Consider the following 22605-nt stretch of genomic DNA (forward strand, 5'->3'; position numbering starts at 1 on the left):
ATGCGCCACAGCCAGACTCGTACTCTCTCCCCCCGAAGCCGCCGGCCTTGGGTTTGGGGACTGTTGCTTGTCTGCCTGAGCAGTCTGCCCGTGCGCGCTGCCGACGTGTTGCTGACCGGCGCCGAAGACAGTCCCGGCGTGCAAGCCTTTACCCGCGCCCTGGCCAAGCAGCGGCCCGAAGACAGCGTGCGCTTCACACGCCTTGCCGACCTCCCCGCGCCGTCCCGGCTACCCAGCGCAACCCGACTGATCCTGCTCGACCTGCCGAGCCTGGACTGGCGCCTGCAAGACAACCAGGGGCCGGAGACTCTGGTGCTGCGCATTAGCCGCCTGCAAGCCAATCAACGCTTGGGTAATGCCCTGCCCCTGCACCTGAGTCTGTTGTGGAGCGACCCACCGCTGAGCCGCCAGCTTCGCCTGACCCAGGCCCTGTTGCCACAAGCGCGACGAGTCGGCGTGCTGTACGGGGCGAACAGCGAATTTCTGCTCAAGGAACTGCACTACGCCGCGCACCGACTGGGGCTGGAGATCGTCGCCGAGCGTTGGGACAACACCAATGACAGCCGGCCTCTGCAAACCCTGTTGAAGAACAGCGACGTATTGCTGGGGCTCGACGACCCGGACCTGTACAACCCGAAAACCGCCAAGAATCTGCTGCTCAGCAGTTATGGCCGACAGCTCGCGTTGATCGGTCCCAACGCGGGCTTCGTCAAGGCCGGCAGCCTGGCCAGCAGCTACAGCGATCAGAGCGATTGGCTGGCTATCCTTGATGATTTGCTTGACCGCTCACCGGCCGTTTGGCCGCGCGAGCTCTATCCGCAGCGCTTCAAGGTGTTAAGTAATCCGCAGGTCGCTCGTTCCTTAGGCATCGAACAGATTGACCCCGCAGCTGTTGCAACACAGTTGGCCGAAGGAGAAAACCGCCCATGACCTTCCGTCGCCATTGGGGCATCAATACCCGCACCCAGATCATCAGCCTCGGCCCGGCGCTGCTGCTGACGTTGCTGCTGATCAGCTTCTTTACCATCGTGCGAATCCAGGACTTGCGCCAGGAGCTCAACCACACCGGCCAACTGATCGCCAATCAACTGGCCCCGGCCACCGAGTACGGCGTGATCTCCGGTAACAATGAGGTGCTCGAAAGCTTGATGAAGGCCTCGCTGACAACGCCGCATGTGCGTTTTCTGGAGGTGCAGGACAACGCCAACAAGGTTCTGGTACACGTCGAGCAGCCCTCGGAAAGCCGCCAACGCTCGCAACAGATCGAAGCGTTCCAGGCACCGGTGCGCTTGCAACGGATCAAGCTCAGCGACGATTTCCTGCAGGGGCCGCCGCCGGCCATTGGCCCCTCCGAAGACTATCTGGGGCGGGTCATCGTCGGCATGTCCAACGATGCCTTCAGCCAGCGGCAACAGGAAATCCTGCTCAAGGCCGCGATCCTTGCGCTGTTCGCCCTGCTCTTTACCTTCCTGCTCGCCCGGCGCCTGGCCGCCAGCCTGTCAGAGCCCATCAGCGCCATGGGTAATGCGGTGAAGGCAATTCAGCAGGGCGATTTCAAAACACCGCTGCCCATCGTCGATGACGCCGAACTGGGCAACCTGTCGCGCCACATCAACAACCTCGCCGATGGCCTCGAACTCGCCAGCCGCGAGCAGCATCAGGCCATGGCGCAACTGATCCAGACCCGCGAAGAAGCGGAAAAGGCCAACAGCGCCAAGTCCGACTTCCTGGCGATGATGAGCCATGAATTGCGCACGCCGATGAATGGCGTGCTGGGCATGCTGCAACTGCTCGAAACCACCGACATGACCGAGGAACAGATCGAGTACGCCGCACTGGCGTCGGAATCCACCGAGCATTTGCTCAAGGTCATCAACGACATTCTCGACTTCTCGCGCATTGAACGCTCGGCCCTGGAGCTGGAGCACATCCCGTTCAACCTCGCCGAGCTGATCGGCAGCTGCGCCCAGGCCTTCCAGCACAGTGCGGTGCAACGTGGCCTGAGCCTGGAATTGCAAATCCCCGACGACATGCAGGCGCTGCAAGTCCAGGGCGACCCGACACGGATCCGGCAGATCCTGGTCAACCTGATCGGCAATGCCCTGAAGTTCACCGAGAAAGGTCGGGTGACGATTGAACCGCAATGGCAATCGCTGGACCATGAACTGCTGTGGTTCACCTGCACCGTGCGCGATAGCGGGATTGGCATTTCGGCCGAAAGCCTGGAGCTGATGTTCAACGCGTTCCAGCAAGCCGACAGCTCGATCTCCCGGCGCTACGGCGGCACCGGCCTGGGCCTGCCGATTGCGCGCACGCTGGCCGAGCGGATGGGCGGCACACTGCGCGCCCAGAGCGAGGAAGGCCGTGGCTCGGTGTTTACTCTGGAGATTCCGCTGGCGCTGTCCCTGCAGACGCCGCCGGCCCTGACACCGCGCACGCTGGCCGGCAACGACCACGGCGAGGGGCGCAATGTGCTGCTGGTAGAAGACAACCCGGTGAATCAGACCGTTATCGAAGCGATGCTGCGCAGCCTGGGCTTTACTGTCAGCGTCGCCACCGACGGCGCGCAGGCGGTACGCAGCGCCGAGAGCCTGATTTTCGAGGCGATTCTGATGGATTGCCGGCTGCCGGTCATCGACGGTTACGAAGCCACCCGGCAGATCCGCCAACTGCCCGGCTGCGCCGATCTACCGATTATCGCCCTGACGGCCAACGCTTTGCAGGGTGACCGCGAGGCCTGTCTATCGGCGGGGATGAATGATTATCTGGCCAAACCTTTCAAACGCACTGATCTGCAGCAAATTCTGCAACGTTGGGTACGCTAGTGCAGAGTGATCGACCATCTGCGACTGGCGTGAAAGGCGAAAGTGCGGCAGTCTTAGGCACCTTGACAGCTCGAAATTGGGCTTGAAAAATAATTTCAGTGCACAAGTGTACATTCATGTCCCTTGTGCTGTGACTTTCACCACAACGCAATAGTCTATGAGTAGGCTGCCAATTCGAAGCATGAATGCTTCGATCGGCCGGGAAGATTTGCCCCACCTGCCGCATGGGATTATTGAGGAGCTCGCATGACCAAACAAAACGCCTTTACCCGGGAAGACCTGCTGCGCTGCAGTCGCGGTGAGCTGTTCGGCCCTGGTAACGCGCAACTGCCCGCCCCGAACATGCTGATGGTGGATCGCATCACTCATATCAGCGAAGAAGGTGGCAAGTACGGCAAAGGTGAATTGGTCGCCGAGCTGGATATCACTCCGGACCTGTGGTTCTTCGCCTGCCACTTCGAAGGTGACCCGGTGATGCCAGGCTGCCTGGGCCTCGACGCCATGTGGCAACTGGTCGGTTTCTTCCTCGGCTGGCAAGGTCTGCCGGGCCGCGGCCGCGCCCTGGGCTCGGGCGAAGTGAAATTCTTCGGCCAGGTTCTGCCGACCGCCAAAAAAGTCACCTATAACATCCAGATCAAACGCGTTCTGAAGGGCAAGCTGAACCTGGCCATCGCCGATGGTTCGGTCAGCGTCGACGGCCGCGAGATCTACACCGCCGAAGGCCTTCGGGTCGGCGTATTCACATCCACTGACAACTTCTAAGGGTTATCCGCATGCGCCGCGTCGTTATCACTGGTCTGGGCATCGTTTCGTGCCTGGGCAATGACAAAGAGACCGTCTCCGCTAACCTGCGTGCAAGTCGCCCTGGCATCCGGTTCAACCCGGAATATGCCGAAATGGGTCTGCGTAGCCAGGTTTCCGGCTCCATTGACCTGCCACTCGAAGAGCTGATCGATCGCAAGATCTATCGCTTCGTCGGCCACGCTGCGGCTTACGCCTACCTGGCCATGAAAGACGCCATCACTGACTCCGGCCTGACCGACGAGCAGGTTTCCAACCCGCGCACCGGCCTGATCGCCGGCTCCGGTGGCGCATCGACCCTGAACCAGATGGAAGCGCTGGATATCCTGCGCGAAAAAGGCGTCAAGCGCGTTGGCCCATACCGCGTTACGCGGACCATGAGCAGCACGGTTTCCGCTTGCCTGGCCACGCCATTCAAGATCAAGGGCCTGAACTACTCCATCGCTTCTGCCTGCGCCACCAGTGCTCACTGCATCGGTACCGCCATGGAACAGATCCAGATGGGCAAGCAGGACATCGTGTTCGCAGGTGGCGGTGAAGAAGAGCATTGGAGCCAATCGTTCCTGTTCGACGCCATGGGCGCACTGTCCAGCCAGTACAACGAGACACCGGAAAAAGCCTCCCGTGCCTACGACGCCAAGCGTGACGGTTTTGTCATCGCCGGCGGTGGCGGCATGGTCGTGGTCGAAGAGCTGGAACACGCTCTGGCCCGTGGCGCGAAGATCTACGCGGAAATCGTCGGCTACGGCGCGACCTCCGACGGCTACGACATGGTCGCTCCAAGCGGCGAAGGTGCCATCCGCTGCATGCAGATGGCCATGTCCACCGTCGACACGCCGATCGACTACCTGAACACCCACGGCACTTCGACTCCGGTCGGCGACGTCGCGGAAATGAAAGGTGTACGTGAAGTCTTCGGCGACAAGGCTCCGGCCATCAGCTCCACCAAGAGCCTGTCGGGTCACTCCCTGGGCGCCGCCGGCGTTCACGAAGCGATCTACTGCATGCTGATGATGGAAGGCAACTTCATGGCAGGTTCTGCCAACATCGACGAACTGGATCCGGAAGTGGCTGACATGCCAATCCTGACCAAGACTCGCGAAGACGCCACCATCAACACCGTGATGAGCAACAGCTTCGGCTTCGGCGGCACCAACGCCACCCTGGTCCTGAAGCGCTGGCAGGGCAAATAACGCCCCGCTGCTTTCACTGCACATAAAAACGCCCCGACTGGTTCGGGGCGTTTTTTATTGGGCGATCGATAAGCCAGTGGAACGCCTGAATCGCCGGATGTTCTATAACTGCAAGGTCTTTTCCTGACGCGTACTCTTTCCTACTGCTTATGAGGTTTGTCATGACCATTACCGTCAATACAGAATCCAGCGAAGGTTTTCGTCACAGCATCCAGATCGACGACCATCAACTTTTCGCCGACGTGCCCAAAGCCTTCGGCGGCGAAGGCTCCGCGCCAGAGCCCCACGATTACTTCGATGCGGCGCTGGGGGCGTGCAAGGCACTGACCCTCAAGCTTTACGCACAGAAGAAGGAAATCCCGCTGACCGGCGTCACGGTCGAGGTCAAACGCGACAACAGCCAGGAGCAGAAAGGCAAATACGCACTGCAGGTCAAACTGACCCTCAAGGGCGTGCTCACCGACGCCCAGCGCGAAGAGTTGCACCGCGTGGCCGACCGTTGCCCGGTGCACAAGCTGATGACCACCAGCGAAGTGACCATCGAGACTCTCCTGTCTGAAGGCGCCTTCAGCCAATAGCGGCAAGCACAGGCTGTGCGGGTTATGCTCAACGGCATCACTCGTACAGCCTGGAATGCACCATGAACAGTCCGCTCGTGATCCGCCCACGCACCGAAGATGTCGAAGGCCAACCGATCCTGCGCCAGTTGCCGTCGGCCCAATGCCGCAGCGTCGGACCTTTCGTGTTTTTCGATCACATGCTCGAAACCCGCTATCCGGCAGGTCGTGGCATGAACATCCGCCAGCATCCGCACATCGGTCTGTCCACCCTCACCTACCTGTTTGAAGGCGAACTCCAGCACAAGGACAGCCTGGGCTCTGATCAGATCGTGAAACCGGGTGACGTCAGCTGGATGACCGCAGGCAGTGCGATAGCTCACGTCGAGCGCACACCGAAAGCGCTGTTGGACACCGATTTCAAGATGCACGGCCTGCAAATCTGGCTGGCCTCGCCTAAAGAGCACGAACAAGGCCCGGGCCATTACAGCCATCATCCGGCCGCCAGCCTGCCGGTCAGCGAGAATCTTGGGGTAAAGATCAGGATGATTGCCGGGAAAGGGTTCTGCCTGGAGTCACCGGTGCCGGTGCTCTCGCCTACGTTGTACGCAGAGCTTGAGTTGAAAACGGCGACGACGCTGCTGATCCCCACGGAACATGAAGAACGCGCGCTTTACGTGCTGGACGGTGATGCCCAACTCAATGGCGAGCCGATTGAACCGCACTCGCTGGTGGTGCTGCCCGCCGGGGAGGAAATGGACCTGTTCGCCGAAAGCGATTGCCACGCCATGCTGTTCGGCGGCGCGCCCATGGACGGACCGCGACGGATCAACTGGAATTTCGTCGCCAGCGATCCAGCGGTAATCGATGAGGCCCGCCGACGCTGGGCGGCCGGGGATTGGCCGACGGTGCCGGGCGAAAGCGAGCGAATCGAACTCCCTTAAGATCTTCGGTGTTAGTCACACCGCCATCGCGAGCAAGCTCGCTCCCACACTGTATTGGCGCCGACCGTTAATCTTGTGTACGACTCGGTCAAATGTGGGAGCGAGCTTGCTCGCGATGAGGCCAGCCCTGACACCACGATGCCAAGGCTAAAAACAGCAATCAGCCGCTAAACACTTCTTCCAGCAAATTATGCATCGACACAAAGGCCCGCCTGGCGGTTTTGGCGTCGTACATCATCATGCCCGGCACCTTGGCGTGCGGGTCGGTAAAGGAATGCACCGCGCCGCCGTAGCTCAGCAATTGCCAATCCACATCCGCAGCGTTCATTTCAGCTTCGAAGGCCGGCAGCTGCTCTTTTGCAACCAATGGATCGGCAGCACCGTGCAATACCAGCACCGAGCCTTTGATGTTTTTCGCATCGGCAGGATTCGGTGTGTCCAAGGTGCCATGGAACGACACCGCAGCCTTGAGCGGCGCGCCGGTACGGGCCAGCTCCAGAGCACAGCAACCGCCGAAGCAGAAACCGAATGTCGCCAGTTTCGAGGTATCGACTGCTGCCTCACTCTGGCTCTGCAAGGCAGCGAATGCCGCCTGCATGCGCTTGCGCAGCAACGCACGGTCATTCTTCAGCGGCATCATCGCCGCACCCGCCTCATCGCCGTTTTGCGGGCGAACCGTCTGCCCATACAGGTCAGCAATCAACACCACATAACCTTTGGCGGCGACCTCCTGGGCAATTTTCTCGGCCCCGGCGCTGACGCCCATCCAGTTCGGTGCCATCAGCAAGCCCGGACGCGGACCTGTGTGGCTGGCATCGAACGCCAGACGACCTTCGTAAGACTGACCATCAACCTGATAGACCACGGAACGCACAGTAACCTGGCTCATGACTAACTCCCGTAAAGAAACACCAGAATGAAAAAACCCGCCGAAGCGGGTTTTTATTTAACGCGGTTAAACCGACAGTTCAACCAGCAGCTTGTTCAGACGGCGCACATAAGCGGCCGGGTCTTTCAAGCTGTCGCCGGCAGCCAGGGCTGCCTGATCGAAGAGGATGTGCGACAAGTCGCCAAAACGCTCTTCGCTCTGCTCACCGTCGAGTTTTTCGATCAGCGGGTGAGCCGGGTTGAATTCGAAGATCGGCTTGGAATCCGGAACTTTCTGACCGCTGGCTTCGAGGATCTGACGCATTTGCATGCCCAGGTCCTGCTCACCGATGGCCAGAATCGCCGGGGAATCGGTCAGACGGTGAGAAACCCGCACTTCGCTGACGGTTTCACCCAGCGCAGTCTTGATCCGCTCAACCAGGCCTTCTTTGCTCTTGGCGACTTCTTCTGCGGCTTTCTTGTCCTCTGCCGAGTCCAGGTTGCCCAGATCCAGATCACCGCGTGCCACGTCGACAAAGCTCTTGCCGTCGAACTCGCTGAGGTAGCTCATCAGCCACTCGTCGATACGGTCGGTCAGCAGCAGCACTTCGATGCCTTTCTTGCGGAAGACTTCCAGGTGCGGGCTGTTCTTGACCTGTGCGTAGGTTTCGCCGGTCAGGTAGTAGATCTTGTCCTGACCTTCCTTGGCGCGAGCCAGGTATTCGGCCAGTGCGACCACTTGCTCGCCCTCTTCACCCTGGGTGGAGGCGAAGCGCAGCAGGCCAGCGATTTTCTCTTTGTTGGCGAAATCTTCAGCCGGGCCTTCTTTCATGACCTGACCGAAGTTTTTCCAGAAGCCTTTGTATTGCTCAGGCTCGTTCTTCGCCAGTTTTTCCAGCATGTCCAGAACGCGTTTGGTCAGCGCCGACTTCATCGAATCGATGATCGGGTCTTTCTGCAGGATTTCCCGCGACACGTTCAGCGACAGGTCATTGGAGTCGACCACACCTTTGATGAAGCGCAGGTACAGCGGCAGGAACGACTCAGCCTGGTCCATGACGAACACGCGCTGCACGTACAGCTTCAGGCCACGTGGCGCTTCACGCTGATACAGGTCGAACGGAGCACGGGCCGGCACGTAAAGCAGCGAGTTGTACTCCAGCTTGCCTTCGACCTTGTTGTGACTCCAGCTCAGCGGGTTCTCGAAATCGTGAGCGATGTGTTTGTAGAACTCCTGGTATTCCTCGTCTTTTACTTCAGTACGCGGACGGGTCCACAGCGCGCTGGCGCGGTTGACGGTTTCCCATTCAACGGCAGGAGTCTCTTCGCCTTCGGCAGCCGTCACTTCTTTCGGCAATTCGATCGGCAAAGCGATGTGATCGGAGTACTTCTTGATGATGTTGCGCAGACGCCAGCCATCGGCGAATTCGTCTTCAGCGGACTTCAGGTGCAGGACGATGCGCGTACCGCGGTCTTCCTTATCGACGGTGGCGACGTCGAATTCGCCTTCGCCCTTGGACGACCAGTGCACGCCTTCGCTGGCAGCACAGCCTGCACGGCGGCTGAATACGTCAACTTTATCGGCAACGATGAATGCCGAGTAGAAACCCACGCCGAACTGACCGATCAGGTGCGAATCTTTCTTCTGATCGCCGGACAGGTGTTTCATGAAATCGGCAGTGCCGGATTTGGCGATGGTGCCCAGGTGGGTCACGACATCGTCACGGCTCATGCCGATACCGTTGTCTTCGAGGGTGACGGTTTTGGCGTCCTTGTCGAAGCTCACACGGATTTTCAGTTCGGCGCCACCTTCCAGCAACTCAGGCTTGGACAGGGCTTCGAAACGTAATTTGTCGACAGCGTCGGAGGCGTTGGAGATCAGTTCGCGAAGGAAAATTTCCTTGTTGGAATACAGCGAATGGATCATCAGGTGCAGCAGTTGCTTCACCTCGGTCTGGAAGCCCAGGGTTTCCTTTTGAGTTTCCACGCTCATGGTCATCAAACTCCGATTGGATGGCAGTGGCCGCACCCAGAGGGGGTGGCGGCGGGATGTCATCAGAGTTGGGGGCTATGACGGGGATTTCAAGGGCTGGGGGTCTCTTCAATCTTGAAATGCGCACGCGCCGTGGCAATCGGCTCGGCCTGGGTGCTCTGCCAGGCGGTTATCGCAACGTTGGCGACCCGCCGCCCCTGACGGCACACCTGGCATTTGGCGTAGGTGTCGCGAAACTGCCCGGCACGCAGATAATCGAGCGAGAAATCGATGATTTTCGGCACACCGGGGGAACCGGTGAAGATCAGTAAATGCAGGGCCGCCGCCAGTTCCATGAAGCCTGCAATCACGCCGCCATGAATCGCTGGCAGCAAAGGGTTACCGATATTGTCCTTGTTCGCCGGCAGACGAAAAAGCAGCTCATCGCCCAGACGCGAGCACTCGACGCCAATCAGCTTGGCGTAAGGAATCAGCTGCAGCAGCGAGGCGTAATCCCCACGCTCGTGAGCCTGCTGCAATTGTTCTTTGAAATTATCAGTCATTTCGTACCACCACTGATGACGCCACCAAAACCTTTGGTGCCTTTGACGCCCTTGCCCATACGCATGAAGGTCCCGACCACGTGGGCGATCGGCTGATCCGGATCATCCTGGTAGGCGAACCCGCGCGTAAAGATCACATCGGTCGTCACCCGGTAGCACTGGGCGAAACCATGCACCTCTTTATGCGGCTCGGCGGGGTGCATGTAGTCGATACGCAGATCCAGAGTCGGACAAACCTCGAACTCCGGCAAAACACACAGCGTTGCCATGCCGCACGCAGTGTCCATCAACGAGGTGATGGCGCCACCATGAATCACACCGGTCTGCGGATTACCAACGATCTGCGGGCTGTACGGCAACGTGATCGTCAGCCCGTCGTTACTGGCGCTGTGCACACGCAACCCGAGTACCTGGCAATGCCGCAGCGCCGATAAGAACCGCGTCGCTCGCTCGAAAATGGGGTTGTCGGTCATTCGATAAGGGCTCTTTTTAGTGTCGCTGCATAGCAGTAAAGGGACTAAGAAAAAGTTCCGTTCAGATAAAACTTATATATCTGTAGGAAACATGGAACTTAACCCACGGCGGTGCGTTCGAAAGGGCAAGTAGATACTTTCCACCAGGAGAAACACCCCATGCGTAAGACTTTAGCTATTGCCTTGATGTTGACCGCTTCCCTCGGCCTCGCTGCCTGCGGTAAAAAACCCGAGGACAAAGCTCAAGAAGCCACCCAACATGCTGAACAAGCCCAGCAAAAAATCAGCGAAGCTCAGGATAAAGTGAACGACGCTGCGAAAGAAGCCGCCGATGCTGCCAAAGCTCAGGTTGATTCGAAAAAAGCAGCCACTGAAGAAGCCGCTCCTAAAACCAACTAATCGGGTTTTAGCGCTGCAAAAGTAAAGCCCGCCAAGTGCGGGCTTTACTTTGCGCGTCGATAAAGTGTTAGAGCAACAGCGTGCGCAAGGTCGGACTAAGCATCAGCAAAAACGAACAGACCAAGCCAACAAACCACAGCAGACTTCGTTGCCAGGCCAAGTCTGCCCAGTAGCACAGCAAGTAGATCACCCGGGCAATCACAAAGATGATTGCCAGCGAGTCGATCAGCCACCCCGCCGTTTGCGTGGTGTGCGCCATCAACACCCCGACCGCAAACAATATGAAGGCCTCGAAACTGTTCTGATGCGCGGCCAGTGCGCGAGCGCCGAAGCCTGTGAGCTGCGCTTGCTGCGTGCGTGGCAGGTGATTGTTATAACCACCCTGCTCTTTCATGGCCTTGGCCACCGGCATTCGGGCGACGTAAATCAGCACGGCACTGATAAACACGCACCAGAACGGAATACTCATCAACTCATCTCCTTGATCGCTTCAGGCAATGGCGCCTCCGTAGGGGTATAGACCATGACGTCCAGCACGTCGGAATGAAACTCCCGGCGATACAACACCAGCACCACGCCGGTACTCATCAACATGAACAGCCATGGGCTGACGAACCAGGCGAGCATGGTCATGCCGAAGTAATAAGAACGCAGGCCGAAGTTGAATTGGTTGGCGGCCATCGAAATCACCCGCGCTGCGCGCGAAGCGAAGGCCTTGCGCTCCTGCTCGGAAACGTGGCGCTCGCCAATCATCGGCGCCGAGCCAATCAGAATCGCTGCGAAGTTGTATTGGCGCATGCACCAACTGAAGGTGAAGAAGGCGTAGACGAATACCAGCGCCAGGCACAGCAACTTGATCTCCGACATGCCTTGGGAAGCCTGCTGCACCATCGGAATATCCGCCAGCAATGACAGCGCCCGCTCAGAGGAGCCCAGCACCGTGAGAATACCGGCGAGGATAATCAAGGTACTCGAGGCGAAGAACGAGGCGTTACGCTCCAGGTTGCCCACCACACTGGCGTCAGCGATGCGGTTGTCACGCAGCAGCATGCGGCGCATCCAGTCTTCGCGATACAAGTGCAGCACACTGGCCAGGCACGCGGTATCGCGGCCCTTCCAGATAGCGTAGCGGGTGTAACCGCCCCAGCAGATGACGAACCAGAGCGCGGCAAGAATGTGGATCAGGTTGGTGTGGATGAACGACATGCAGGTCCTTGGATAGGTGAACCGAAAACAGAAACTGTGGGAGCGAGCTTGCTCGCGATTGCGAACTTTCAGTCAGCATCACTATTGAATGTTATGCCCTCATCGCGAGCAAGCTCGCTCCCACATTTGATCTGTAAAAGCGCAATAAAAATGCCCCGTATCGATTGATACGGGGCATTTCTGTTGTTGCGCAAGACCCGCTTGTGGCAGGCCTTGAAACATTAAGCCAGGGCTTCGCTGCGCTTGCCCAGCAAACGATCGCAGGCGAATGCGACAACCAGGGTAAAGACGCATGGCACCAGCCACGCCAGACCTTGCTCGGCCAGTGGCAAGTGCGCCAACTGAGTTGGCATCCAGTCCGCCAGACCCGCGCCCTTGAGAGCGTCGATCATGCCGAACAGGAACGACACCAGCATTACCGGACCGACAATGCGGCCTTGCTCAAGCCAGAAGTCTTTGCAGAAGCTCAGCGCCACCAGGACGATGCACGGTGGGTAGATCGCGGTCAGTACCGGGATCGAGAATGCGATCAGCTTGGTCAGGCCCAGGTTGGACACCAGCAGCGAGAACGCCGCCAGGATGATCACCAGCGTCTTGTAAGACAGTGGCAGCACGCGACTGAAGTACTCGGCGCAAGCGCAAGTCAGGCCGACTGCCGTCACCAGGCACGCCAGGGAGATCAGTACCGCGAGGAAACCGCTGCCCAGGGAACCGAAGGTGTGTTGCACGTAAGCGTGCAAGACCGCTGCGCCGTTGGTAGCGCCAGCAGCCACTTCATGGCTGCCCGAACCCAGACGGAACAGACTCACGTACACCAACGCCAGACCGACGCCGGCAATCAACCCGGCAATGATCGCGTAACGAGTGATCAAGGCTGGAGACTCGACGCCACGGGAACGAATGGCGTTGACGATAACGATGCCGAACACCAGCGCGCCAAGGGTATCCATGGTCAGGTAACCATTGATGAACCCCTGGGAGAACGGTGCAGCGACGTACTCAGGCGTCGCGGTGCCGATGTCGCCCGCCGGCAAGGCGAACGCGGCGATGCCGAGCACGGCCAGCGCAATGATCTTCAGTGGCGCGAGGAAACGGCCAACGGTGTCCAGCAGACGGCCCGGATACAGCGAGATGAAGAACACCAGCAGGAAATACACCGAGCTGTAGAGGAATAGCGCCAGCGGGCTTTCGCCAGTCAGTGGTGCCAGGCCCACTTCGAAAGACACGGTCGCGGTACGCGGGGTGGCGAACAGCGGGCCGACTGCAAGGTAGCACGCGGCCGCCAGCACGCCACCGGCGACTTTACCGATCGGGCTGCTCAAGGCATCCATGGCGCCACCGACCTTGGCCAGCGCGACAACGGTGATCACCGGCAGACCGACCGCAGTGATCAGAAAACCCAGCGCCGCCATCCAGACATTAGGTCCGGACTGCAAACCGACGATAGGCGGGAAGATGATGTTGCCAGCCCCGACGAACAGGGCAAACGTCATAAAGCCAAGTGCCAGGATGTCCTGGCCTTTCAACACTTTCATTAAGGAAATACCACACTACTGAATCGGAATTTAGAGAGGGATTTCCCTTATGGGTGAGGGAAATGCTGTCGGTCCGTATAGGACTGACCCGTTTAGCGCGCAGCGTCCTTGTGGGCAGCAAACGCAAAATGGCGGCTAGCGTAACGAATTTGTCTGACAAACGCACTGTTACAGGGCGAACTATCCGATACACGACATGCCTATGTCGTGTTTTCGCATGTAAATGGTGGGCGATTGTAAGTCCGCCATCGCGAGCAAGCTCGCTCCCATAGGTTTTGTGAGCACTTGAGATTCAATGTGGGAGCGAGCTTGCTCGCGATGAGGCCATGACTGACAACCGATAAACCCCAGAAAGCACAAAGGCCACCCGAAGGTGGCCTTTGTCTGGTGAAGCGTAAGGTAAGCGCGAGCTTACTTCATCGCCCAGCCAGTCAGCTCGGACAGAGCCTTGCCGATGTCTGCCAGCGAACGCACGGTTTTAACGCCTGCGTCTTCCAGGGCAGCAAACTTCTCGTCTGCAGTGCCTTTGCCGCCAGAGATGATTGCGCCAGCATGGCCCATGCGCTTGCCCGCAGGGGCAGTCACACCAGCGATGTAGGAAACAACCGGCTTGGTCACGTGTGCCTTGATGTAGGCAGCCGCTTCTTCTTCAGCCGAACCGCCGATCTCACCGATCATCACGATCGCTTCGGTCTTCGGGTCTTCCTGGAACAGTTTCAGGATGTCGATGAAGTTCGAACCCGGGATCGGGTCACCACCGATGCCGACGCAAGTCGACTGACCGAAACCGGCGTCAGTAGTCTGCTTCACAGCTTCGTAGGTCAGGGTGCCGGAACGCGAAACGATACCGACCTTGCCTGGCAAGTGAATGTGACCTGGCATGATGCCGATCTTGCATTCGCCTGGAGTGATCACGCCTGGGCAGTTAGGGCCGATCAGGATCACGCCCAGTTCGTCGCACTTGACCTTGGCATCCAGCATGTCCAGGGTAGGAATGCCTTCAGTGATGCAAACGATCAGCTTGATGCCGCCGAACGCTGCTTCAAGGATGGAATCCTTGCAGAAAGGAGCTGGAACGTAGATCACGCTGGCGGTGGCGCCAGTGGCTGCTACAGCGTCTTTCACGGTGTTGAAGACAGGCAGGTCCAGGTGAGTGGTGCCGCCTTTGCCTGGAGTTACGCCGCCAACCATCTTGGTGCCGTACTCGATGGCTTGCTGGGTGTGGAAACTACCTTGCGAACCGGTAATACCCTGGCAGATAACTTTGGTGTCTTTATTGATCAGGACGCTCATTATTTGCCCTCCGCAGCTTTAACGACTTGTTGAGCAGCGTCGGTCAGGCTGGTAGCAGCGATGATGTTCAAACCGCTTTCTGCCAGTACTTTAGCGCCCAGCTCAGCGTTGTTGCCTTCAAGGCGAACAACAACCGGGATTTTCACGCCGACTTCTTTCACAGCGCCGATGATGCCTTCGGCAATCATGTCGCAGCGAACGATGCCGCCGAAGATGTTGACCAATACTGCAGCGACGTTAGTGTCGGACAGGATGATCTTGAACGCTTCGGTAACGCGTTCTTTGGTAGCACCGCCGCCCACGTCGAGGAAGTTGGCTGGTTTGCCGCCATGCAGGTTGACGATGTCCATGGTACCCATGGCCAGGCCAGCACCGTTGACCATGCAACCGATGTTGCCTTCCAGTGCTACGTAGTTCAGTTCGAACTTGGCAGCGTGCGCTTCGCGCGGATCGTCTTGCGACGGATCGTGGAAAGTCTTCAGCTTAGGCTGACGGTACATGGCGTTGGCGTCGATGTTGATCTTCGCGTCCAGGCAGTGCAGATCGCCGTCAGCCTTGATCACCAGCGGGTTCACTTCCAGCAGAGCCAGATCGTGATCCTTGAACAGCTTGGCCAGACCTACGAAGATCTTGGCGAACTGAGCAACTTGCTTGCCTTCCAGACCCAGCTGGAATGCCAGCTCGCGACCCTGGAATGGCTGAGCGCCAACCAGTGGATCGATAGTGGCCTTGAGGATTTTCTCAGGGGTGTCGTGAGCGATTTTCTCGATGTCCACGCCACCTTCGGTGGAAGCCATGAACACGATGCGACGGCTCGAACGGTCAACGACAGCGCCCAGGTACAGCTCTTTAGCGATATCAGTGCACGATTCAACCAGGATCTTGGTGACTGGCTGACCATTGGCATCAGTCTGGTAAGTCACCAGACGCTTGCCCAACCACTGTTGAGCGAATGCTTTAGCGTCTTCTTTGCTGCGAACCAGCTTGACGCCGCCCGCTTTGCCGCGACCACCAGCGTGAACCTGGGCTTTGACAACCCATTCGGTCCCACCGATTTTGTCGCACGCTTCTGCTGCTGCTTCCGGGGTGTCTACGGCGAAACCCTGGGATACTGGCAGGCCGTATTCAGCGAACAGCTGCTTACCCTGATACTCGTGAAGATTCATGCTTATTACCGTCTTCGTTAGGTACTGCGCATTCGGTGCTGCACTCATTCAAGTGCCGCACCACCTGTGACTGCTGCTTGCGTAGCCTTTCCGGATACCCGGTGCAGCTACGCAAGACTGCGTCCAGCGGATATTCCGCGGTGAGTCTTGCATGCAAGGCTCACGACGGGCCAAACCGCCGTGGTTTCTTATTATCCGCTTAGCGTTTCTTGCGATTGGCAATGTGAATGGCGCCGCCATTCACTGCCAGAGCTGCTTCGTGCAAGGCTTCGGACAGGGTCGGATGGGAGAAAACCATCATGCCCAGGTCTTCGGCGCTAGTGCCGAATTCCATGCCGATTGCGCCCTGCTGTACCAGTTCTGCTGCGCTCGGGCCAATCACGTGGACGCCCAGTACGCGGTCAGTCTTGGCATCGGCGATGACTTTGACGAAACCACCGGTGTCGTTGGCTGCCATGGCACGGCCAGAGGCTGCGAACGGGAAAGTGCCGACGTTAACTTCAACGCCTTCAGCTTTCAAGGCCTGCTCGGTTTTACCGACCCATGCAATTTCCGGGTGAGTATAAATAACCGAAGGGATCAGGTCATAGTTCATCTCGGTCTTGTGACCCTTGATGCGCTCGACAACCATGATGCCCTCTTCCGAGGCCTTGTGTGCCAGCATCATGCCGCGAACCACGTCACCGATAGCGAAAACGCCCGGTACGCTGGTGGCGCAATGATCGTCAACGAACACAAAACCACGCTCGTCAATGGTCACACCGCAGTCTGCTGCCAGCAGATCGGTGGTCACTGGACGGCGACCAACGGCTACGATCAGCTTGTCGAAAGTGATGGTCTGTTCACCGTTGGCGTCGGTGTAGGTCACCACGACTTCTTCGCCGTTGACTTTGGAACCGGTAACGCGCGCGCCCAGCTTGATGTCCAGACCTTGTTTGGTCAGGGTCTTCAGAGCTTCTTTGGAAACGGCGGTGTCAGCAGCCATCAGGAACGTGTCCAGGGCTTCCAGGACAGTCACTTGAGCCCCCAGACGGGACCATACCGAACCCAGTTCCAGACCGATCACGCCAGCGCCGATCACGCCCAGACGTTTTGGAACCGATTGGAATTCCAGAGCGCCAGTCGAATCGACGATGACTTTCTGGTCAACCGGAGCCGGTGGGATGTCGATCGGACGCGAGCCCGAAGCGAGGATCACGTTCTCGGCTTCGATGATTTCGACAGTACCGTCAGGCTTGGTCAGTTCGACTTTCTTGCCGGCCAGCAGTTTGCCGTGGCCTTGCAGGGAGGTCACGCCGTTAGCCTTGAACAGGGTAGCAACGCCGGAGGTCAGGCCTTTGACGATGTTGGCCTTGCGGCCGACCATTGCTGGCACGTCCATGGTCACGCCAGCGTGGTTGATACCGTGGATCGCGAAGCCGTCTTGCGCTTCGTGAAACTTCCAGGAGCTGTCCAGCAGCGCCTTGGACGGAATGCAGCCGACGTTCAGGCAAGTACCGCCGAGGGCCAGTTTGCCTTCCTTGTCGGTGTATTTCTCGATGCAGGCAGTGGTGAGGCCCAGTTGCGCTGCTTTAATGGCAGCCACGTAGCCGCCAGGGCCCGCGCCAATCACTACCACGTCGAATTTCTGAGTCATGTGTCATTCCTTCTCGAATCAAACCGGACGGCCCCTTTTGGGGACCGTCGTGGGACGAAGCTGGTCATTACAGAAAGGCCGCCCATCACTGAACGGCCCGTGCAACGAAATCAGATATCCAGCAGCAGACGAGCCGGGTCTTCCAGCAGGTTCTTGATGGTAACCAGGAAGGTCACAGCTTCTTTACCGTCGATCAAACGGTGATCGTAGGACAGAGCCAGGTACATCATCGGACGGATAACAACTTGACCGTTGATCGCCATTGGACGCTGCAGAATGTTGTGCATGCCCAGGATTGCTGCTTGCGGCGGGTTGACGATCGGGGTCGACATCATCGAGCCGAATGTACCACCGTTGGTGATAGTGAACGTACCACCGGTCATTTCGTCGATGGTCAGCTTGCCGTCGCGAGCCTTCTTGCCGAAGGTAGCGATGCCGCCTTCGATTTCAGCCAGGCTCATCAGTTCGGCGTTACGCAGAACCGGTACCACCAGGCCACGATCGCTCGACACGGCAACGCCGACGTCAGCATAGCCGTGGTACACGATGTCGCCGCCGTCGATGGAAGCGTTGACTGCCGGGAAGCGTTTCAGCGCTTCGGTGGCCGCTTTCACGAAGAACGACATGAAGCCCAGGCGCACGCCGTTGTGGGATTTCTCGAACAGGTCCTTGTACTTCGAACGCAGGGCCATGACTTCAGTCATGTCGACTTCGTTGAAGGTAGTCAGCATCGCCATGTTCGACTGGGCTTCAACCAGGCGCTTGGCCACGGTGGCACGCACGCGGGTCATCGGTACGCGCTTCTCGGTGCGGTCGCCAGCAGCGAACACAGGAGCAGCGGCAGCCGGGGCAGCAGCCTTGGCAGGCGCGGCAGCCGGAGCGGCTTTCTTGGCAGCTACCGCTGCAACCACGTCTTCCTTGGTCACACGACCGCCTTTGCCAGTACCGGCAACGGAAGCGATGTTGATACCGTTTTCTTCAGCCAGCTTGCGAGCAGCCGGTGCAGCAACAGGATCGTCTTCGCCAGCAGCGGCCGAAGCAGCAGCCTGTGCAGGCGCGGCAGCGGCAGCCGGAGCGGCGGCAACAGCACCGCCCTCCCCGATGGAGCCCAGGACTTCGTCGGACAGAACGGTGTCGCCTTCGTTCTTGACGATAGCGCCCAGCACGCCATCAGCGGTAGCCAACACTTCCAGTACGACTTTATCGGTTTCGATGTCGACGATCAGTTCGTCGCGCTTGACCGCGTCGCCCGGTTTTTTGTGCCAGGTGGCAACGGTGCCATCGGCAACCGATTCCGGGAAAGTGGGGGCTTTGATCTCGATAGCCATTGTCTGTGGTTCCTTAAATTCGGTTTCAGGTGCGCGAAGGCGTTAAACAGTAAAGGCGTCTTGCAGCAGTTTTTCCTGCTGCTCGGCGTGCATCGATGCATAACCACAAGCAGGTGCAGCAGAAGCGTCACGGCCCGCGTACTCGAGTACGAGAGACTTGTTGTGACCGCCAACGATGCGGCGCATGTGATGCTGGCTGCAGTACCAGGCACCCTGGTTCATCGGCTCTTCCTGACACCAAACGATGTGTTTGAGGTTGGAATAAGGAGCCAGGACTTCAATCAAGTCGTCCTCAGGGAATGGGTACAGCTGCTCAAGACGCACGATTGCGATGTCGTCACGACCTTCGGCACGGCGCTTTTCCAGCAGGTCGTAGTAGACCTTGCCGCTACACAGCACGAGACGAGTGACCTTTTTCGGATCATGCGCATCGATTTCCGGAATAACGGTCTGGAACGAACCTTCGGCCAGATCTTCCAGGGTCGAGATGGCCAGCTTGTGACGCAACAACGACTTCGGAGTCAGGACTACCAACGGTTTGCGCAGAGGACGAATCACCTGACGACGCAGCAAGTGGTAGATCTGAGCCGGCGTAGTCGGTACGCATACCTGAATGTTGTGCTCAGCGCACAGCTGCAGGTAACGCTCCAGACGAGCCGACGAGTGCTCCGGACCCTGACCTTCATAACCGTGTGGCAGCAACATGGTCAGACCGCACAGACGGCCCCACTTGTGCTCACCGCTGGTGATGAACTGGTCGATAACCACTTGGGCACCGTTGGCGAAGTCGCCGAACTGGGCTTCCCAGATCACCAGCGCGTCAGGCGTGGTGGTGGAGTAGCCGTATTCGAACGCCAGTACGGCTTCTTCGGACAGGAACGAATCGTACAGGTCGAAACGTGGCTGGCCTTCATACAGGTGTTGCAACGGGATGTAGGTGCCCGCGTCTTTCTGGTTGTGCAATACCGCATGACGGTGCGAGAACGTACCGCGGCCGATGTCCTGGCCGGTCATGCGAATCGGGTGACCTTCGAACGCCAGGGTCGCGTACGCCATGGTTTCGGCGTAACCCCAGTTGATCGGCAGGCCGCCGGCTTGCATTTTCTGACGGTCTTCGTAGATCTTCGCAACCTGGCGCTGAACCACGAAACCTTCCGGGATTTCCAGCAGCTTGGCGGACAGCTCTTGCAGGGTCTTCAGATCGAACGTGGTGTCGTGACGCGCAGTCCAGGCGTGGCCCAGGTACGGACGCCAGTCGACGAACAGCTCTTTGTTCGGCTCTTTGACCAGGCTTTTCACTACGTGCAGACCGTTGTCCAGCGCGTTGCGGTATTCGTCGACTTTCGCCTGAACACGTGCAACGTCAAGCACACCGCTCTGGGTCAGACGATCGGCATACAGCTCACGAGTAGTGCGCTGCTTGGTGATCTGCTGATACATCAGAGGTTGGGTGCCGCTTGGCTCGTCGGCCTCGTTGTGACCGCGACGACGGTAGCAGACCAGGTCGATCACCACGTCGCGCTTGAACTGCATGCGGTAATCGATGGCCAGCTGGGTTACGAACAATACGGCTTCCGGATCATCACCATTCACATGGAGGATCGGCGCCTGGATCATTTTCGCAACGTCGGTGGCGTACTCGGTGGAGCGCGAGTCTTCCGGGTTGCTGATGGTGAAGCCAACCTGGTTGTTGATCACGATGTGAACGGTACCGCCAGTCCGGAAGCCGCGGGTCTGCGACATCTGGAAGGTTTCCATGACCACGCCTTGACCGGCGAATGCCGCGTCACCGTGGATGGAAATCGGCAGGACCTTCTCACCGGTAGGGTCGTTACGACGATCCTGACGGGCACGCACCGAACCCTCGACCACTGGCGAAACGATTTCCAGGTGGGACGGGTTGAATGCCATGGCCAGGTGGACTTCGCCGCCTGCGGTCATCACGTTGGAGGAGAAGCCCTGGTGGTATTTAACGTCACCGGAACCCAGCTCGACCTTCTTCTTGCCTTCGAACTCGTCGAACAGCTCGCGCGGGTTCTTGCCGAAGGTGTTGACCAGCACGTTCAGACGGCCACGGTGGGCCATGCCGATAACGATTTCCTTGGTGCCGTAGGAACCGGAGCGCTGGATCAGCTCGTCAAGCATCGGAATCAGGCTCTCGCCGCCTTCCAGGCCGAAACGCTTGGTGCCCGGGTATTTGGTACCCAGGTATTTTTCCAGACCTTCGCCTGCGGTGACGCGCTCGAGCAGGTGGCTCTTGATATCTTCCGAATACACTGGACGGCCACGCACGCCTTCCAGACGCTGCTGGAACCAATGGCGCTGCTCGGAATCGACGATGTGCGTAAATTCAGCGCCGATGGTGCGGCAATATGTCTGCTGCAACGCTTCGTGAATTTCGCGTAGGCTCGCTTCCTCTTTGCCGATGAACAGGTCGCCGGCACGGAAGGTCGTATCAAGATCGGCATTGGTCAAGCCGTAATGATTGATCGACAGGTCTGCAGGTGCAGGACGCTGCCACAGCCCCAGCGGGTCAAGCTGGGCTGCCTGGTGGCCACGCATACGGTAGGCCTGGATCAGTCGCAGTACTTCAACTTGCTTCTTCTCGTGCTCACTGCTCACGCTGCCGGCGGAAACCGGTTGGGCGCGGCGCTGGTTCTTTGCCAGCAGCACGAAATGATCGCGAATTGTCGAGTGCGATACATCGGTGGCAGCGTTGCCGTCAGCGGGCAACGTCTGAAATTTGGTGCGCCACTCTTCTGGCACAGCGTTAGGGTCGTGCAGGTAGAGCTCATAAAGCTCTTCCACATAGGCCGCGTTACCACCTGAAAGATAGCCGCTGCTCCACATGCGCTGCATCACGCTTTCTTGCATGCTTGGTCACCCTCGGTTAGGGGAACACCATCGGCGAAGACACCGAGCAAGCTTGCAGAAGTCCGAGTGCAGCGACCAAAACAAGCCACTTAGGATCACGCTGATAGTCCGGGTACCGGCCCGGATGCCCCTGCTTGTCTCATTTCTTCAAAATAAGAGCCGCAGCCTTATGGGCTGCCACTCTGGTTATAGCTACGACGCGGGTTGAAGCCCGCGCCTTAGCCTCTACGGGTACAGCGGTCCTACGGGTACAACAGCTGAATCACACGCCGCTTTGCAGCAGCATGTTACGTATGTGACCGATAGCCTTAGTCGGGTTCAGGCCTTTCGGACATACGTTGACGCAGTTCATGATCCCGCGGCAGCGGAATACGCTGAACGGGTCATCCAGCGAAGCCAGACGCTCGGAAGTCTTGGTGTCGCGGCTGTCTGCCAGGAAGCGGTAGGCTTGCAGCAGAGCAGCTGGACCCAGGAACTTGTCCGGGTTCCACCAGAAGGACGGGCAAGAGGTCGAGCAGCAAGCGCACAGGATGCACTCGTACAGACCGTCAAGCTTTTCACGCTCTTCAGGAGTCTGCAGACGCTCGATGGCCGGAGCCGGCGTGTCGTTCTGCAGGAATGGCTTAACCTTTTCGTATTGCTTGTAGAAGATGCTCATATCGACGACCAGGTCACGGATAACCGGCAAACCTGGCAGAGGACGAACGATCAACTTGTTACCTTTGACGACAGCAGACAGCGGCGTGACGCAGGCCAGACCGTTTTTGCCGTTGATGTTCATGCCGTCGGAACCGCAAACACCTTCACGGCAAGAGCGACGATAGGAGAAACCTTCGTCCTGCTCTTTGATCAGGGCCAGTACGTCCAGCACCATCAGGTCTTTACCACCGGTGTCGACCTGGAATTCCTGCATGAACGGCGCAGCGTCCTGATCAGGGTTGTAGCGATAAACACTGACTTGCAACATGGCGGC

At 58.5% G+C, this 22605-nt stretch carries 20 protein-coding genes; 7 read left to right on the forward strand and 13 right to left on the reverse strand.

Going from position 1 to position 22605, the window contains the following annotated elements:
* The 6 genes from BK659_RS00515 to BK659_RS00540 all read left to right on the forward strand — a co-directional run bounded on the left by BK659_RS00515 (position 1) and on the right by BK659_RS00540 (position 6320).
* A complete protein-coding gene (locus tag BK659_RS00515) occupies positions 1–930 on the forward strand; it encodes an ABC transporter substrate-binding protein (RefSeq protein WP_123423253.1) in 930 nt (309 codons plus the stop codon).
* A complete protein-coding gene (locus BK659_RS00520) occupies positions 927–2825 on the forward strand; it encodes an ATP-binding protein (RefSeq protein ID WP_123423254.1) in 1899 nt (632 codons plus the stop codon). Before BK659_RS00515 ends, BK659_RS00520 begins: the two co-directional genes overlap by 4 nt.
* Before the next feature lie 246 nt (positions 2826–3071).
* Entirely contained in the window at positions 3072–3587 is a 516-nt protein-coding gene (gene fabA, locus BK659_RS00525) for a 3-hydroxyacyl-[acyl-carrier-protein] dehydratase FabA (protein ID WP_010211704.1), read from the forward strand.
* A gap of 11 nt (positions 3588–3598) precedes the next feature.
* Positions 3599–4819 carry a beta-ketoacyl-ACP synthase I gene (gene fabB / locus BK659_RS00530; RefSeq protein ID WP_123423255.1) on the forward strand — a complete coding sequence of 407 codons (1221 nt, stop codon included), beginning with the start codon at positions 3599–3601 and terminating at the stop codon, positions 4817–4819.
* 161 nt (positions 4820–4980) lie between these two features.
* Entirely contained in the window at positions 4981–5397 is a 417-nt protein-coding gene (locus BK659_RS00535) for an OsmC family protein (protein ID WP_123423256.1), read from the forward strand.
* A gap of 62 nt (positions 5398–5459) precedes the next feature.
* Positions 5460–6320 (forward strand): pirin family protein, encoded by an 861-nt coding sequence (locus tag BK659_RS00540; RefSeq protein ID WP_123423257.1) that lies wholly within the window; start codon positions 5460–5462, stop codon positions 6318–6320.
* Between the two features lie 160 nt (positions 6321–6480).
* On the opposite strand, the gene BK659_RS00545 is transcribed toward BK659_RS00540, so the two are convergent.
* From BK659_RS00545 to BK659_RS00560, 4 genes are all read right to left on the reverse strand, one after another.
* Positions 6481–7209, reverse strand: coding sequence for a dienelactone hydrolase family protein (locus BK659_RS00545; RefSeq protein WP_123423258.1), 729 nt, complete (start codon positions 7207–7209; stop codon positions 6481–6483).
* Between the two features lie 66 nt (positions 7210–7275).
* On the reverse strand, positions 7276–9180 hold the full coding sequence (htpG, locus tag BK659_RS00550) for a molecular chaperone HtpG (protein ID WP_123423413.1): 1905 nt from the start codon (positions 9178–9180) through the stop codon (positions 7276–7278).
* A gap of 89 nt (positions 9181–9269) precedes the next feature.
* Positions 9270–9722, reverse strand: a complete 453-nt coding sequence (locus BK659_RS00555) for a PaaI family thioesterase (RefSeq protein WP_123423259.1) — start codon at positions 9720–9722, stop codon at positions 9270–9272.
* On the reverse strand, positions 9719–10195 hold the full coding sequence (locus BK659_RS00560) for a PaaI family thioesterase (RefSeq protein WP_123423260.1): 477 nt from the start codon (positions 10193–10195) through the stop codon (positions 9719–9721). Before BK659_RS00560 ends, BK659_RS00555 begins: the two co-directional genes overlap by 4 nt.
* A 159-nt stretch (positions 10196–10354) precedes the next feature.
* On the opposite strand from BK659_RS00560, the gene BK659_RS00565 reads away from it, so the two are divergent.
* Positions 10355–10594, forward strand: a complete 240-nt coding sequence (locus tag BK659_RS00565; protein WP_123423261.1) for a hypothetical protein — start codon at positions 10355–10357, stop codon at positions 10592–10594.
* Between the two features lie 67 nt (positions 10595–10661).
* Here BK659_RS00565 and BK659_RS00570 read toward each other — a convergent pair whose 3' ends face one another.
* The 9 genes from BK659_RS00570 to BK659_RS00610 form a co-directional block, all read right to left on the reverse strand.
* The gene (locus BK659_RS00570; RefSeq protein WP_123423262.1) at positions 10662–11063 is read right to left on the reverse strand and encodes an MAPEG family protein; all 402 of its coding nucleotides are present in this window, start codon (positions 11061–11063) and stop codon (positions 10662–10664) included.
* Entirely contained in the window at positions 11063–11800 is a 738-nt protein-coding gene (locus tag BK659_RS00575; protein ID WP_123423263.1) for a DUF599 domain-containing protein, read from the reverse strand. Before BK659_RS00575 ends, BK659_RS00570 begins: the two co-directional genes overlap by 1 nt.
* A gap of 221 nt (positions 11801–12021) precedes the next feature.
* Positions 12022–13335 carry a branched-chain amino acid transport system II carrier protein gene (gene brnQ / locus BK659_RS00580; RefSeq protein WP_123423264.1) on the reverse strand — a complete coding sequence of 438 codons (1314 nt, stop codon included), beginning with the start codon at positions 13333–13335 and terminating at the stop codon, positions 12022–12024.
* 411 nt (positions 13336–13746) lie between these two features.
* Positions 13747–14628 (reverse strand): succinate--CoA ligase subunit alpha, encoded by an 882-nt coding sequence (gene sucD / locus BK659_RS00585; protein WP_123423265.1) that lies wholly within the window; start codon positions 14626–14628, stop codon positions 13747–13749.
* Positions 14628–15794 carry an ADP-forming succinate--CoA ligase subunit beta gene (gene sucC / locus BK659_RS00590; protein ID WP_008148602.1) on the reverse strand — a complete coding sequence of 389 codons (1167 nt, stop codon included), beginning with the start codon at positions 15792–15794 and terminating at the stop codon, positions 14628–14630. The genes sucD and sucC overlap by 1 nt, the downstream gene beginning before the upstream one ends.
* Before the next feature lie 199 nt (positions 15795–15993).
* The gene (lpdA, locus tag BK659_RS00595) at positions 15994–17430 is read right to left on the reverse strand and encodes a dihydrolipoyl dehydrogenase (protein ID WP_123423266.1); all 1437 of its coding nucleotides are present in this window, start codon (positions 17428–17430) and stop codon (positions 15994–15996) included.
* Positions 17431–17540: 110 nt separating this feature from the next.
* A complete protein-coding gene (gene odhB, locus BK659_RS00600; RefSeq protein ID WP_123423267.1) occupies positions 17541–18758 on the reverse strand; it encodes a 2-oxoglutarate dehydrogenase complex dihydrolipoyllysine-residue succinyltransferase in 1218 nt (405 codons plus the stop codon).
* Between the two features lie 42 nt (positions 18759–18800).
* Positions 18801–21632, reverse strand: a complete 2832-nt coding sequence (locus BK659_RS00605; RefSeq protein ID WP_123423268.1) for a 2-oxoglutarate dehydrogenase E1 component — start codon at positions 21630–21632, stop codon at positions 18801–18803.
* A 262-nt stretch (positions 21633–21894) separates the two neighbouring features.
* A complete protein-coding gene (locus tag BK659_RS00610) occupies positions 21895–22599 on the reverse strand; it encodes a succinate dehydrogenase iron-sulfur subunit (RefSeq protein ID WP_019692321.1) in 705 nt (234 codons plus the stop codon).
* Positions 22600–22605: the final 6 nt, after the last annotated feature.

This window comes from Pseudomonas brassicacearum (assembly GCF_003732225.1).
Lineage (GTDB): Bacteria > Pseudomonadota > Gammaproteobacteria > Pseudomonadales > Pseudomonadaceae > Aquipseudomonas > Aquipseudomonas brassicacearum_E.

Bases quoted from the DNA above. Each gene is read 5' to 3' on its own strand.
- fabB (WP_123423255.1), top strand. From the start codon at position 3,599: ATGCGCCGCGTCGTTATCACTGGTCTGGGCATCGTTTCGTGCCTGGGC.
- fabA (WP_010211704.1), top strand. From the start codon at position 3,072: ATGACCAAACAAAACGCCTTTACCCGGGAAGACCTGCTGCGCTGCAGT.
- BK659_RS00570 (WP_123423262.1), bottom strand. From the start codon at position 11,063: ATGAGTATTCCGTTCTGGTGCGTGTTTATCAGTGCCGTGCTGATTTAC.
- BK659_RS00610 (WP_019692321.1), bottom strand. From the start codon at position 22,599: ATGTTGCAAGTCAGTGTTTATCGCTACAACCCTGATCAGGACGCTGCG.
- lpdA (WP_123423266.1), bottom strand. From the start codon at position 17,430: ATGACTCAGAAATTCGACGTGGTAGTGATTGGCGCGGGCCCTGGCGGC.
- sucD (WP_123423265.1), bottom strand. From the start codon at position 14,628: ATGAGCGTCCTGATCAATAAAGACACCAAAGTTATCTGCCAGGGTATT.
- BK659_RS00545 (WP_123423258.1), bottom strand. From the start codon at position 7,209: ATGAGCCAGGTTACTGTGCGTTCCGTGGTCTATCAGGTTGATGGTCAG.
- brnQ (WP_123423264.1), bottom strand. From the start codon at position 13,335: ATGAAAGTGTTGAAAGGCCAGGACATCCTGGCACTTGGCTTTATGACG.
- BK659_RS00565 (WP_123423261.1), top strand. From the start codon at position 10,355: ATGCGTAAGACTTTAGCTATTGCCTTGATGTTGACCGCTTCCCTCGGC.
- BK659_RS00560 (WP_123423260.1), bottom strand. From the start codon at position 10,195: ATGACCGACAACCCCATTTTCGAGCGAGCGACGCGGTTCTTATCGGCG.
- BK659_RS00575 (WP_123423263.1), bottom strand. From the start codon at position 11,800: ATGTCGTTCATCCACACCAACCTGATCCACATTCTTGCCGCGCTCTGG.
- BK659_RS00555 (WP_123423259.1), bottom strand. From the start codon at position 9,722: ATGACTGATAATTTCAAAGAACAATTGCAGCAGGCTCACGAGCGTGGG.
- BK659_RS00535 (WP_123423256.1), top strand. From the start codon at position 4,981: ATGACCATTACCGTCAATACAGAATCCAGCGAAGGTTTTCGTCACAGC.
- sucC (WP_008148602.1), bottom strand. From the start codon at position 15,794: ATGAATCTTCACGAGTATCAGGGTAAGCAGCTGTTCGCTGAATACGGC.
- BK659_RS00605 (WP_123423268.1), bottom strand. From the start codon at position 21,632: ATGCAAGAAAGCGTGATGCAGCGCATGTGGAGCAGCGGCTATCTTTCA.
- BK659_RS00520 (WP_123423254.1), top strand. From the start codon at position 927: ATGACCTTCCGTCGCCATTGGGGCATCAATACCCGCACCCAGATCATC.
- BK659_RS00515 (WP_123423253.1), top strand. From the start codon at position 1: ATGCGCCACAGCCAGACTCGTACTCTCTCCCCCCGAAGCCGCCGGCCT.
- htpG (WP_123423413.1), bottom strand. From the start codon at position 9,180: ATGAGCGTGGAAACTCAAAAGGAAACCCTGGGCTTCCAGACCGAGGTG.
- odhB (WP_123423267.1), bottom strand. From the start codon at position 18,758: ATGGCTATCGAGATCAAAGCCCCCACTTTCCCGGAATCGGTTGCCGAT.
- BK659_RS00540 (WP_123423257.1), top strand. From the start codon at position 5,460: ATGAACAGTCCGCTCGTGATCCGCCCACGCACCGAAGATGTCGAAGGC.